We start from the raw sequence: 13656 nt of genomic DNA, 5'->3' as shown, positions 1-13656 counted from the left end.
TAAGACGGGTTCGGGTTGGCAACTTCAAACGGCTCGGGCTTTCAGGCGCGCCGGATTCTCGGAGGCCCGGTCGCCGTTGCAAGCTCCTCCAACTTGCACGTTCACGTCAGAACGCATTTGCCGCCATCACCGTGCGCGGCAAGCAATGCGCTTCGATCGATGCATACCCCGCGTCCGCCTTGCCGCTCTTCGCAGGCAACGAATAATCGACGCTGCATTGTTCGCCCACGTGATCGCCCCACTTCACTACGAGCGTGCCTTTCTCGTCAATACCGCGCGCGAAAATGCGGCTGTCCTGCGCGACGACGCCCGCCACGCGGCCTTCGCCATCCACGACTTCCGCGCCGAATGGCAACGCTTCGCCATTCAGACGCGGCGCGCGAATCAGCGCTGCGCGTCCCGTCACCGTCTTGTATTTCAACATGACGATGGAACCGAGATGCGGCGCCGACTTCTCGGACGTCGATGCAAACTCGACATCGGTCGACGTGCCCTTCGGATCGATATCGACGCTGTTCATGTCGTATGGCGTGAGATACGGCACGACCGCGTAGCCATGCGAATCGACCTTCACGCCACTCGCGCTCGACACGCTCGCGCCTTCCGCGCCCTTTGCCTCGACGATTCCGAACGTGTCGCCGACCGTCTGCGAAAACGTCACGCCGCCGGGGTGCGCGACGATCGAACCGCTCACGCCCGCCGACACCTGCGAAGAATTGGCTCCCGCACTCGCGGATGCCGTGACCTGTCCATGCGCGCCGTGATACGCGCCGCTCGCGCCAGCGTTCATGCTCGCCGATGAACTCGCGCTCTGACCGCCTGAGCCGTAAACGTTGTATGAATACTGATTCTCGGCGCCCGCGTTGCCGCTTAGACTCGTCTGCACGCTAGCCGAACCGTTGCTCGCGCTCAGATTCGTCGTCAGTTGTGGCGAGTGTTGCGAATGACCGAGCGGGATCGTCGTGCTGACCATGATCTGGTTCGAAGGCGTGCCGTCCGCGTCGGTCGAGCGGCCCGCCGTAATGCTGTAAGTGCCGTACTTGAAACTGTTCGAGTAACCCGCCTGATAGAACACGTCGCGCCCCGGCCGATTCCAGTAGCTTTGCGCCGATGTCGTCAGAAACACCGAACCGTGATCCTTCAACGGCTGATTGATGCTCACCGGAGATAAATAAATAAATTCAATCGCTTACGCGACAATCCGTTCCGCAGCGCGAGCAATCTCATGGCCTCGAAACCCTTGCCCAATCTAGGGTGCTATTGGGCTTGCGGAACGGATTTTATGGCGAGAACGATCGATTTCGATTCGTTAGGTAAGCCTGTCATTGTGCGCATCGGCGTACGCGGCCAGGCCGGTTACCGTGTCTAGTATCTTGGCGTGACGCGCTGCACCTTGCTCGGTCCAGAGAATTCAGCTGCGTGCATTCTTTGCAACGACAGACCCTCTAAATGAAGGCCTGTCTTTGAAGGTCCGCAGCGCCTCTTCCGACAAGCGCTCGAGTCATCGTTTTAGAACGGCCATCAGGATGCTTGTCCAATTACGCCACGGGCTTGTAACACCTCAATGTAGTGCTGGAGGTATTGCGCCTTTGCACGGGCATCTCCATCGGCGTCATCGGCTATTTTAAAAAGAGCTGCTCCAACCGCTGGTGATAGCTCGGCGTAGCGACCGGCTCCATCGCCCATGCCGCCGGCGGCGGGGCTTGGATTTGCGGCACCGCTATGGTTTGCGGAGGCATTGGCGGTTGCGATGCGCAACCGACGAGAGCCGTCAGAAATAGCAGCGCGACTTTTCGCGTTATCAGCTTCATGAGATGCAACCTCCTTAAAGAATCGTTTGTCGAGCGCTGCGATTTGCGCGGCCGCTGCGTTATGCGAGGCGATCGCCTCGCTTGCGGCCTTGGCCGCAGCATCAGATAGCGCGCTGAGCTTTTGCGCATTCGCTTCGTTATCGCGTGCATGCGCAGCCTGCTCGAAAACGAGTTGAGGACCGTCGAATGCATGCATCCCCATCGCACCGATTACGACGCCAAAGACCAGAAGGAGAGTTATGCCGCCGAAAGTTGAGGACACGAGTCCTTTCCTCGCTTTGGAGTTTCAACGCGATATCGACTGCATTGTTCCAGCCGAGAAGCTCGCGTCAGTGGAGTTCAAGCGGTAGCTGCATCCGCCGATCGAGTTCGGCAATCAGCGGCTACATAACGCATTTTCCGTGTGCGACGCGCCAGCTAGTGCGTCGATATCGAAAGGTAAGGCTGTATTGTTACGACAAACTGGCATTTGCCAGGAACGCTCCACAGCTTCCAGCCAAAGTTCACGCGCGACGCCCACGCTCCCCAGCGCTTTACGGCATAAAACTGCCACGCGGCTGTACCGTCAAGATTTTCCGCCAACGCGAAGTACCATCCCGTGCGCGGCGGAGCAGCGTTCATCGGCAGCGTGCCGAATACGGACAAAATCGCGTCTTCCGTCGCGGTGAACCCAAGAACTTCAAGGTCGAACCCGTAAGAAGGATTACGCCACAGCCAAACAACCCGGTTGATATACTGCCGCCAGCCCCGTTGCGGTCCAGGAAAGGGCGCGACATTCTTCTTGAAGTTCTCGTCGCCGTCTAAGGAATTATCGGGCGTCTGGAACCATCGCAACCAATGCGGCAAAGTATCGCTACCGAGCGCAAATAACGGCAATACGGGTGCAAGAAGGCACGCCGTTAAGACAACACATAGGCTGATGATCGCAAGACAGAGCCAGCGCATGATCATGAAAGCAATACTCCGCGCCTCGCCCGTACGATCGGCGGAAGCCTTGGGCGTCTTCAGTGTTCGAAGGCCTCGCCGCAACTCGCGCACTATCGACCTTAGCCTATTCACACTTCTCATTCACAGCTCCTTTTCACACAGTGCACGCTCCTCAGCGCGCCGTTTTACGAGACCAGGAAGCACCTTGCCTCCTGAACTCACCCATTGAGCACGCCCATCGTCCGATTCGTTCATCGCCCGGCAAGCGCCCCTCCAGTCATGCTCATTGAATCGCTTGGCGGTCGTGCTCGCGCAATAGTTGCGGCCGCCTATGTTGTAGGCAAAGCTCACCGCGGCCGCGAGTTGATTTGGATGGTCCTTCAGATCTGGCGTACATCGAAGCACATCATCGGCATGCGTCATAAGTTGGCGGTTCAACGACTCCCAGCACTCGTCCGGACTGTACGACTGGCCGACAACGACGTCATGCGTGTCGCCGCTGCATTTCGTCGCAACGCCCACAGGGTCGAGGTAACCGCGATGCACAACCCCTTCGAAGCGAGGCACGATGCAATACAGCGTGGTTGCAGCTACGGTGCCAACTATGCCCGCAAGCGCTGCTTTTCCGAGATTGGCCATTCAATGGTCTCCAGAAACAACAAAGCCCCGGCTGCCGATGGCAAGCGGGGCCTCGTTCATATTTAAGCGAATCAGGCGTGAGACGACTCGCGTTCGCGCGCGCGTTGATCGCGCCGGTCTTTTCTCCAGGCGAACACGAAACTCGCGCCAATATAGGCAAGCGTCGCCACCGCGACCCACCAGTTGATGTCGTGACTGCTCAGCCACAACCAAAAGTTTCCGCCCGCCACGGGCACAGCCTTCGCCGCGCTGGCGCCCCACTCGTCTTTCATTGATTTCCCGCTAAAGAGATTTGTGAAACGTTGATCGCTATCGCTCAACGCCTTGTATGTACGCATTGCGCAGATTCGCCCCTGCCAGGTCCGCGCCGCGAAGCTTCGCTTTTTCCAGACGCGCGCCATCTAGGTCCGCGCCGCTTAGGTCGGCTCCGCGCAAATCAGCTTCGGACAGGTCCGCGCTGCGCAGACAAGCTCCGCTCAGATTCGCGCCCTCAAGCGCAGCTCGCACAAGAATCGCACCCCGCAAATCAGCCCCACGCAGGTCCGCGCATGTGAGCTTTGCTCCAGTGAAGTCGACATCGCAAAGTGAGGCGTTCGCGAGCTTCACATTCACGAGCGGCGCGCTGCCCCGATGCTCGCCGCCAAGATCTGCGTGACTTAGATTCCTGTTCGCAGCTTGACTGAGATCGTCAGCAAGATTGTCGCTCTGCGTGGTCAGTATCACCGCACCGGTATGGCGGTTCTTGATCTCAGTACCACGCTTCCACGACGTGTCGCTGCGAATTGCGCCGTCGAGGTTCGCGCCCTCAAGCATCGCGCCGCTCAGGTTGCAATCGCGCAAATCAGCCCCTTTCAAGTCAGCTCCGTACAAGTTAGCGCCTGTTAAATTCGCACCGCGCAATACAGCCCCAGCCATCTTGGCATTGACCAAATTAGCGCCGCACAGAATGACACCGCTCAATTGCGCGCCAACGAGCACTGCGTCCTCTAGATCGGCACTGCGCATATCGGCTTGTTCAATCGTAGCTCGTTCCAGATTCGCCCCCACCAGATTTGCGTCGGCCAGGCGCGCTGCGCGCAACTGCGAATCTGATAGCGGAGCGCCACTAAATATTGTTGTTTTACCCAGGTCGATATGGCTGAGATCAAGCTTTTTGGAAACAGCCTCACGCAGCGAATCTCGGAATTGATCGTCGGTTTGCGTGAGGATCAGTTTGCCCGTTCGGCGATTCTTATAGTCGAAACCTTTGTTCCAAGGTAGAAGTCCCCACCTGGTCTCGTTCGCTTGCATCCGCGTCAATCCTTTTCGTATCGCATGCCAGGCCCGGCTTCACTCGGAAACCAGGCGCTTGAATGAGGGCTATTGAAGTCGCCAGATGGCGAGGGGATCGCATAGATCGCCCGGACCCAGCAATATCCTGAACGGCGCTCGGCTACCCGCATCCGTGCGGAGCCAATTTCGCCGTATAGGTTGCCCTTGGCGTCAGTGAACTTGTCCGTCTCACCTAGGCGAATCTCAACGCGCCATTGCAGTGTGTCCGTTGCGCCTTCGAGCTCGCAGTCGATCATCAACGCTCTACGATCACGGCCCAGGCGCAGGTCCTTGATTGAGACCAATCCATTGAGCGTCCGGCTCACCTCAGCCACCTCCGACAAGCGACCGTCCCACACCTCGGCCTGAACGCGCGCCATGTAGTTGCCGGGCTTTAAGTCGTGCACGACCCACTCGCACTTCGTGTTTGCAAGCCGCTCTTTCTTTATTTCGTGACCCGGCCCATGCCATTCAATCAGATACTGCTTGGCGCTGGCCACCTCGCCCCACGATATCTTGGCCGACATTCCGGCACCGTAGTCCGCGAGTGCTTCAAGGCGTAGGGCGCTTGGCGCGGCAATCGGCACATAAGCTTGATCGGTCTTGTCAGTCGCCGCCGCATTGTCGACGAGCGCGAACTTTTCTGGCGCATGCCGCGTCGCCGTGATCGTGAAAGACGTTCCGTCATGCGATTCAGAAACGCTGACCACGCGATACAACTGCCGTACCTCGGCTGCCGGCTGAATCGTCCATGCGGCACCACAAACCGGCGTCTGCAAAAGTGGCCTGCAAGGCGTAACCTCCGCGCCGTGCGCACTCTCAATTTCCACGCGCTGAATCTGCGCATCCGGCAGCATCAACGTCAGATAGTCCCCGCCAAGCGCTTGCACCTCGCGGTCCAGGATCACATGGCCTGTCTCGCTCACCGCCTTGACACGCCCACCGGCCGAACGCTGCGAGCGCAACGGATCGGCAATCTCTATCACCTGTCCGGGAAGTGCAAGCGCCCCATCGAGCCCGACGCCGAATGTCACCGTATCGGTCTCTAGGCGCGATGTATGGAGCAACCAATGGCCGGCGCGTTGCGCCTGTGATCGGCTGGTGCAGCCAAAGGCGGTGATCTCAGCGGTGTTATACCCATACAGCGCAATACCGTCGGCATCTTCAACGCTCTCGACGGCGCGCTGAAACCCATTGTCCGGGTCACACCACGTCACCATCACGGCCGTGTAGCGTGACTTCAGCGCGCTCCCGGCGTACCTGAACACCCCTTCCACTACATTGCTCGGGTTGTAGATGTATGCCGGGTCGCACGGCATGTCCGCCGACGTCAGCACACTGCCCGCGCACCAATAAGCAATCCCCCGAAATATGCTCGCAAGCTGTTGCAGCAAAGCGAAGGCGTGCGTGCGTGATGTGACATAGCAGTTGCACGTGAACCGCGGCTCTGTGTCGCCGCCACTACTTGGAACCTTCTCGTCGCAGTATTTTGCGATGGCATACAACGCATACCGGTCTACGCACGACTCGTTCACCCAGGCCCCGGCGCCGTACCGCCGATTGAGCAGAAGATCCCTAAAAATCCAGGCCGGATTGTCGGTCCAAGCTCGCTTGAATTTCCCGGTCCACGTGCCCTTGTACTCGCGACCGGCCGGATCGTAATTGTCCGGTACCTCAACCAGCAATCCCTTCACGTCGTACGAGCGAACAGGTACCCGGTCAAATTTCTCCGAGCTGATTTGCATCGCCACCAGCGCGCTGCCCGGGTATTTGAACTTTCCGGCGCGGCGCTTGGTGTAGCTAAGCACGTGCGCTGTGCCATGCTTTTTACCTGCATTCTCACCCTGGTCAATGACGTCTGTCCGGGAGATTTTCAAGACGAATCGCGCCCCCGCGGCCAAATGCACGGGAAAGGTAAAGGTCTTGCAATAAACCTGACAGACGCCGGTGATTTTCCAGGACTCGGTCTTCGGCGGAGGCTTGTCCTTCAACCCGGTGATTTCCCAGGACTCGGTCTTCGGCGGAAGCTCGTCCTTCGACCGTGTTCTATAGGATGGTTCGAACTGCAGCTCGACCGTCGCGTTGGTGTGCCCCTTGTTCGAATCCCACCACAGATTGCTCACTTGGACAGTAACATCCACCTCACTCACGTCCGGCTCGGAGACTTCGATCGAACAAGGTGTGAAATGCGTTTTCTTCCCGCCGCTCCCGTCGTCAACCAGACGACGCTGCAGCTCGTGACCGACTTGCACCTCACTTGAGGCCGCGGTCACCCATTCAATGGCGTCTTGCTGAATCTCCCCCTTACGGGTCTCAAACTGCTCAACCTGGAAATTACGGCTTCCATCATTGTTTTCGACGGGCACGCCGTCCAAATAAACCGAGCGAAGCTTAACTTGATCTGCTTCTGCTAAACCGGAAATTTCCCCCTCGGAAATCAGGTCAACCGTCGTGCAACACAGGCGGCTCTTAATAGGCGTCTTGCTTTGCTCCGCAAGACTGCTGCTCGCTTGCGATAATGAATCTTGCCCGGGCTGCTCTTGCACGGCGCTCACATGCGCTTCGACGGCTTGCATGCTGGCGCTGATCACGGTGGAACCCACGCGCATACGGCCATAGAGCAGCGGTACGGGGCCGCCCTGAGCGACCACATTCTGTATACCTGGCATCCCATGCTGGTTTGCCGTAGGCGGTGTAGGTGTTTGCGGCGAGAGCATTTGCGCGATGCCGCCAAGCGCCAACGATCCTCCCATGAGCATCATATCGATGCCGAACTTGTTGCCTGGAATCAGCCACATCGACGCAGCGCCTGCCGCGGCAAGCGCCACGCCCGCAATCGTCTGGAAGATCCCGCCCGCCTTACTTCCTGCAAGCACCGGTGCGATACGAATCGGCTCGCCGCCAGACGGCCAGTCGAGCTGCGTCTCTGTCACGTTGCGCTGTCCGACGAACACCGCATAGCGCACGCCTTGTTCCCCGCTCTTGCGGAGCTCGCGCCAGAAGCCCGGAATCATGGCACTGAGGGCACCGATTGCTTCGCGAGGAGAACGCACGACATAGGCGTGGTCGCGACCGAACTTGGCCCCCAGACTCCCATAGAGCCTGATTGGGCGCACTACATCTTCCAATTGAGCGTCTCCCGATGACGCAGCACATGCGTCACGTGTTTGCGGTAACGGGGCAGCGGCTCACGTCGCGAGAGCTGACCCCAAAGGTGGTGCAATATCTCGTCGTGCCCGAGATAGACTGCGGCGTGGTTGGGCGCGCCGTATCGGCTCGCAATCGCCATAAGTAAGACGTCGCCCGTATGCAAGCCTGCACTGAGCTCTATGTTCGCGAAGCCCGCCGCTTCGTAGTTGTCCAGGTACAGCGAGCGGGCGGGATCGATCCACCACTTCCCAGAGCGTTCGAAGTCCGGCAGATCCAGCCCGAGTGCTGCGCGGTAATAACAACGCACGACGCCATAACAATCATGTGTGCCGTGTACGAAGCGCGCACCGAGGAGCGGCGCGGTGGCAGTCGCTTGAGCGATTGCTTGCGCCGTGATGTGATGAAGGCGGCCGGCGTGGACGGCACCGCACTGGTCGCGCTGCACGCTTTGAATAAACCACACTGGAACGCCTGACGTCCCACATGCAAACAGGTCATCAAGGCTTGGCAGAGCACTCGCATCAGGATGCGAATGAACGATGGCCTGCACGGGCCCCACATCTTCTGCGCAAGCATAGTCGGCCGCTGAAATGGAAAAGTGCTCGGATGGGTGATGAGAAGCGTTGGCGCACGGCAGGTAAGCGCCGTTCACGATTAGCCCGCACGATTCGTTCGGATAACACGCGAGCGCGTGCTTCTGAATCGCCGCACGCGTCCGATCGGCAAGCATCACTTATCCGCCGCGCGTGAGCGTGCCATCCGCGCCTGCCGCCGGAAAGCCACCAAAAGGCAGCGGCACGTCATTAAAGCGCTTTCGGCAGCACGACAATCGCCCACCGCACCTATCCTCTTTCGGATTGTCCGTCTTGATGTTGTTGCGCGTGAAGTAATCCGTTCCGCGATAACCGCATTCGGCACCGCGGTACTCCCATTGGCACACCGCACTGATAATCTGGCGTGCAGGCAGTTTGCGCCCCGACAGATCCAAGGGCGAACTCAAAGAGAATTCGACCACCGCCGCCGTTTCAAGCGTCTTTTGCTCAATTAGCCACACCTCGACGGGCATCTCCGCATGCGGGTCGGCTTGCGCGCTATCGTCAAGATACTGCGCAAGCGTTCTGCGCCGTCGCACCGGCGCGCCCACGAGATCGGCAAAGCGCTCGCACAGCTTCGAAATCGCGCCGTCGAGATTGGCGACGCTCAGCGTAGGCGTGGGTTGTGCGGCGTCCCCCGTTCGTCCAAAGCCCATAATCTGCACGGGAAATGCGTGATACTGCTGCCCTTGCCATTTGATTAGGCCACCGTGCTGATGCGCGTGAAACCGCAGAACTTCACCACCTCGGCTTGTCAGATCGAGCTCGAATAAATTAATCAGCGCACCCGGCTCCAGTCGCTGCACATCCGCACGTGCAGTATTGCTCACTTCACTCATGCGTCGAAGACCTCCTTGAATGTCACGCTCAATGCGTAAAGATCGCCGCCGAGCGCACGGGTTTGCACGCCCTGCTGAGCGTCGATTCGGAACAGACCGCGCGTGCGTAATGGCGGTGTCCAGTAAAAGGCTTCGGTACCGCGCGTGGCATCAAGAAACGCGCGGATTGCGCCGATTTCTTGCCCATCACCAACAAACCGAAGCGGCCACGACTCCGTGACGTTACGCACGCCGTCGGCCACCGCCTGGCTGTAGCCGTCGCCGAACTGCACCGTGCGCACTCGAAAGTGCGTGGTTCCCTCCGCATCAACAGAAGGTGACCAGGTAAAGGTGCGATGCGTAGCTGATATGCTCACGCAAGCAACCCCTGCGACATCAAATAACCGACTCCGCCCTGCCCGCCCATCTTGCGGGCGATTCTCTGATCCACAAATGCGCGCACCATCTCCTGCAACTCACGTGCGTCCTGTTCGCCCAAGCCCGCACCTCCATGATGGTGAACCTCCAGATGAACTTGCGCGCCCGCTGATCGTGGGGCGGCTGCAGGCGTTGCGCCCACGAGGCCACTGGAAGCGAAATGCGTAGCGTGGTTCGAATTGATCGCGTCAAGCAGCGCATGATGCTGGCGCGCCGAAGCGGCGTTCACCACATACTCCCCGTTGGACAACATCGCGGGGATGCTGTCGCTCGTGCCCGTTCCTGGCCCGGAAATGGATCCGCCCTGCGCGTGATGGGGCAGCAGCTTCAGAAGCTGCGCAATCACCCCGGTGGTCGGCGACCGATCCATGAGACTTGCAATCACGCCACCCATTGCCTGGTGCAATGCAAGCTTCGAGAGATCGGCGAGCGCGCTGGCGACAAACTCTCTCACACCAAGCTTGCCCGTCGTCACGAACTTCGCCACCGCGTCTTCCATCCGGCTCATGACACTGACCATCGCCTGTCTCGCGGTCTCAGCCCTGTCGAGCGTGTCTTTATAAAAATCAGCGACGCCATTGCCTAAGCCCGCCGCCCAATCGTCACGCAGGCGCTTGAGCGTCGCAAAGTGTTCGGTGTGCATCGCGCTCGATCGATCCAGATTCAACTTGATTTGCTCTACCGCCTTGCGGTATTCGCCGCTGCCGAGCAACTCCGTAGGCGTGGTCTGCTTGAGCGCATCGAGCGCATGCTGATAGTGGCGCACGATTTCGGCCATATCCGCCCGCTCTTGCCGACCCAAAGGGTCGACCTGTCCGCTGCCCGCGCGCTCATCGAGCACGCGCGCATAGCGTTCCTTTTGGCCCTGCTGATATTCAATCAAATTCGCGTGCGTCCGATCTGCGCGCTGCGCGAGCTTCGCCTGTGCCTCCCGCAGCCTGTTTGCCTTCTCCAGCGCCACGTTGTGCTCAAGCGCAAACCGGATTTGCTTCTCCGAATGAAGCAGGCTTCTATCGTCAGCGCTCGCAACATGCTGCTTGGCAGCAGCCACCCTCTCGTTGAACTGCGCGAGTTCCTTCTGCGCGTTCGTAAGTTTGTCCGTTGTACGCGATTGCGCCTCGAGCACAGCGCCCTGCTCTCGGATACGCTCCAGATACTGTGCCGCGGCATCGACTTGCGACACATGCAGCTTTCGGTCGTGTGGCCGGTACCGGTCTTCATTATGCGCAAGCATTTTTTGGCGCTCTGCATCGAGCGCCTTGAGCTCTTCGCGAGTCTTGCCCGCTGCCTCGCCCGCTCTTTTCAGCGTATCGAAATACTCGTTGGTCTCCTTGTTCGCGTCGGCAAGCTGCTCCTGCCGCGAGCGCGCCGATTTCATGTACTCGGCATGATGGTCCATCATCGCCTTGAACGTCTCAACGCTCTTTTGATGCGGATCGTTTTTTTCACTCGCGTTAAGCAATGTCTGCTGCAACTGCTCAAGCGCTTTGATCTTCTTGTCGAACGCCTCCGTGTTCATCCCGCCGGGATTTAACTCGGGATCGAGCAGCGCCGAGCGCGCCGCTGCCAGCTCGTCTTGCGCCTTTTGCAGAGCGTCGCCTTTGCCCGTTATGCCTCGCCAGAAACGCTCCCATTTCTGGCCGAGCGTTTCGTAGCTTTGCGCCATCTCGCGGTTGTCGGACGCCACTGCCTGGCGTGCCCTCGCGCTTGCCGCCTGCACGAACGCCGCCCAAGCTCCTGCCTTGTCGCCCGACAACTCAAGGAGGCGAATATGGTCGATCTGCGCTTGTCCAAGATCGTGATGGTCCTCGCGCCACTTGCGCGCAGCCTCCGCTGCATGACCGTACGATTGAAGGAACTGGCGAGCGACCTCTTCGACTGCCTGGCCCGAAACTTTTGCGTAGGCCGCAACGCTCTCACCCGCTTGCTGCATATCCGCGCCGGCCACATGCCCCGAACTGGCCAGCGCCATCAGCGCATCGCGCGCCTCGCTGACCGAGACGCCTACGTGGCGCGAGATCGTGTCGGAATACGCCTGCAACTTGCCCTGCGTGAGCGCTGCATAGTTGCCCGTGAGCAGCATTGCGCGATCAAGCTTTTCCTGCTGCTCGGTCAACGAATGAATCGCGTGATAGGCAGCATAGGCGCTTGCGCCCAGCGCGCCGAGCGCTACGCCCGCCGGCCCGCATAACATCGGCAACACATCGATGCGCTCAGCCAGCACCATGAGCGAACCCATGAAGTTCTTCCAGCTGCCCTGCATCGCCTCGTGACCCAGCACAAATAATTCGCGCCGGGCGGCCACCGACCCCGCGCCGAGATGATGCATGGCACGCGAGGCAGCTTCCGCCTTCGCGATCAACGGCTCCGCGGACTCGGCAATGCCGAGATTCGCCGCTCTCAATCGCATCAGATCAAAGCGCGTCTTGCCCGCCGTATCAGCAACCTTCTCAAAGCCCCTCACCGCAGCGCTTACCTGCCGTGCCGTCGCGGCACTGCCGGACCTCGCCGCTTCTTCAAGCGCGCGGGCCGTGATGGTGCTGCTTGCTGCCATCTGCTGCTGAGACGCCTCATACTTGCTCGCGCTCGCTTGCTGATGCGCCACGAACCCGTTCGCAGCTCGCTTGGTGCGCTCCATGCCCGCTTCGAAACCACTCGCATCGACACTGACACGCGTGACGACTTCATTTGTCACAGCCGGCCTCCTTTAACTCCCGCTCGACCACTTCAGCTATTTTCCGAGCTGCTTCAGACTTCTTGGCATCGAAGGCAGGGCGAATGAAGGGTTGCGCAGGCGTGCGCGAACTGCCGAACTCGATCTCTCGAATCGCGCGCGCAAGCGTGCGCTCAGTGAGCCTTACCGCGTTGCGCTTGCCCAGTTCGACGAAGCGCCCGTAAAAGGCATCCTTGCTCCAGGTGATGAGGTAGGAGGCATACTTGCCCGGCACCGACTCTTCCCTATCATAGGCAATCAGCATATGGTCCCGCAGGAAACCGGGGGCATGCGGCTGAGCTCGACGCATCCCCTCTCGGTCACCCACCGGCGCACGCCGTTTGATCTCGTCATGAATGACGCGAGCGCCGGCGACCGCCGCCTGGCGAAGCGTGCTTTCGCTCACCGCCTCGTCAAGCGAGCGCAACATCCCCGTCAACGCCTCCAGATTGTCGACACGAAAGTTTTTACTCACCTTCGATCACCTCACCGTTGCGCACGATCACGCGCTTCATGCCAGAGCGCGCGGCCGCCTCCAGATCGACACCCAACATGCTCGCTACGATCTCATGTGCGCTGCGCTTGCGCGGCTTGAGCGAATCTCGGCTCCATCCCGACCAAGGCGTGAACTGCGCGGCGCTCGCCACCGGCGCGTCTTGAGCACGACTCATGTTGTACAGCAGGCTCATCAAGGCGCCCACCCGCAGATCCTCAATGTGCTCACCCCAAGGCTCGCGCTCATACAGCGCAACCCAGTCCGCGAATTCAGCGCTGGACACCTCGAGCTTGGCGCGCCGCACTGACATGCCCAGCTTCATGGCGATGCGCATCCACATCAATTTCCGCGGGTCGGCCTTCAGTTTTTTGAGGCTTCCTCCTGCGCGTGCTGACCCAAACCATTCAGGCGCATCGCGATCTGCGATAGCTCCTCCAACAGCGGCGTGCGCGCTGCTTGCAGCGTGTCGATATCGTCTTCGCGAAAGACCGGAACCCCGTTCTCGTCAACAACGGTGGCCGCAATCAGTGCCGCTTCGAAGCCGCTGTTGCCACCACTGTTCTTTACACTGTCGTACAGTGCGTCGCGCGCTGCGCCCGAAAGCTCGCGAAACCGTATCAAACTGCCACTCAGCGCCTTAACTGGTTCCTCGACAATCAGCGGCTCCAATGCCGCCAGCATTTGTTCTCTTTTCATTGATATCCTTTTCAGCTCTCGCTGTTCATGTGGTACACCGAAGGGACGTGCGGGGAGACTCAAT

General features: G+C 59.6%; 14 protein-coding genes. All 14 read right to left on the bottom strand.

The features are described 5' to 3' along the window. Positions 1-106: 106 nt before the first annotated feature. On the bottom strand, positions 107-1162 hold the full coding sequence (locus tag P9292_RS16495) for a fimbria/pilus outer membrane usher protein (RefSeq protein WP_309960073.1): 1056 nt from the start codon (positions 1160-1162) through the stop codon (positions 107-109). 359 nt (positions 1163-1521) lie between these two features. After that, positions 1522-2073 carry a lysis system i-spanin subunit Rz gene (locus tag P9292_RS16490; protein WP_309960070.1) on the bottom strand — a complete coding sequence of 184 codons (552 nt, stop codon included), beginning with the start codon at positions 2071-2073 and terminating at the stop codon, positions 1522-1524. A 155-nt stretch (positions 2074-2228) separates the two neighbouring features. Beyond that, positions 2229-2762: a hypothetical protein gene (locus tag P9292_RS16485; RefSeq protein WP_309960069.1), complete on the bottom strand. Its 534-nt coding sequence runs from the start codon at positions 2760-2762 to the stop codon at positions 2229-2231. Between the two features lie 117 nt (positions 2763-2879). Beyond that, positions 2880-3377 (bottom strand): lysozyme, encoded by a 498-nt coding sequence (locus tag P9292_RS16480; protein ID WP_309960066.1) that lies wholly within the window; start codon positions 3375-3377, stop codon positions 2880-2882. 71 nt (positions 3378-3448) lie between these two features. Continuing rightward, on the bottom strand, positions 3449-3649 hold the full coding sequence (locus tag P9292_RS16475; RefSeq protein WP_309958884.1) for a hypothetical protein: 201 nt from the start codon (positions 3647-3649) through the stop codon (positions 3449-3451). Between the two features lie 37 nt (positions 3650-3686). Next, on the bottom strand, positions 3687-4667 hold the full coding sequence (locus P9292_RS16470; protein WP_309960064.1) for a pentapeptide repeat-containing protein: 981 nt from the start codon (positions 4665-4667) through the stop codon (positions 3687-3689). Positions 4668-4672: 5 nt separating this feature from the next. Next, positions 4673-7816, bottom strand: a complete 3144-nt coding sequence (locus tag P9292_RS16465) for a phage tail protein (protein ID WP_309960061.1) — start codon at positions 7814-7816, stop codon at positions 4673-4675. Further along, on the bottom strand, positions 7804-8568 hold the full coding sequence (locus P9292_RS16460) for a C40 family peptidase (RefSeq protein ID WP_309960058.1): 765 nt from the start codon (positions 8566-8568) through the stop codon (positions 7804-7806). Before P9292_RS16460 ends, P9292_RS16465 begins: the two co-directional genes overlap by 13 nt. A 3-nt stretch (positions 8569-8571) precedes the next feature. Further along, positions 8572-9270, bottom strand: a complete 699-nt coding sequence (locus tag P9292_RS16455; protein WP_309960054.1) for a phage minor tail protein L — start codon at positions 9268-9270, stop codon at positions 8572-8574. Further along, a complete protein-coding gene (locus P9292_RS16450; RefSeq protein WP_309960052.1) occupies positions 9267-9626 on the bottom strand; it encodes a phage tail protein in 360 nt (119 codons plus the stop codon). Before P9292_RS16450 ends, P9292_RS16455 begins: the two co-directional genes overlap by 4 nt. Further along, positions 9623-12382 (bottom strand): phage tail length tape measure family protein, encoded by a 2760-nt coding sequence (locus P9292_RS16445; RefSeq protein ID WP_309960050.1) that lies wholly within the window; start codon positions 12380-12382, stop codon positions 9623-9625. Before P9292_RS16445 ends, P9292_RS16450 begins: the two co-directional genes overlap by 4 nt. Continuing rightward, positions 12372-12875 carry an HK97-gp10 family putative phage morphogenesis protein gene (locus P9292_RS16440; RefSeq protein WP_309960048.1) on the bottom strand — a complete coding sequence of 168 codons (504 nt, stop codon included), beginning with the start codon at positions 12873-12875 and terminating at the stop codon, positions 12372-12374. Before P9292_RS16440 ends, P9292_RS16445 begins: the two co-directional genes overlap by 11 nt. Beyond that, the gene (locus tag P9292_RS16435; RefSeq protein ID WP_309958894.1) at positions 12868-13236 is read right to left on the bottom strand and encodes a hypothetical protein; all 369 of its coding nucleotides are present in this window, start codon (positions 13234-13236) and stop codon (positions 12868-12870) included. The genes P9292_RS16440 and P9292_RS16435 overlap by 8 nt, the downstream gene beginning before the upstream one ends. A 20-nt stretch (positions 13237-13256) precedes the next feature. Then, positions 13257-13592, bottom strand: a complete 336-nt coding sequence (locus P9292_RS16430) for a hypothetical protein (RefSeq protein WP_309851605.1) — start codon at positions 13590-13592, stop codon at positions 13257-13259. Positions 13593-13656 lie beyond the last annotated feature (64 nt).

This window comes from Caballeronia sp. LZ001, from assembly GCF_031450875.1.
Lineage (GTDB): Bacteria > Pseudomonadota > Gammaproteobacteria > Burkholderiales > Burkholderiaceae > Caballeronia.
This window is presented reverse-complemented; position numbering and strand designations above follow the sequence as displayed.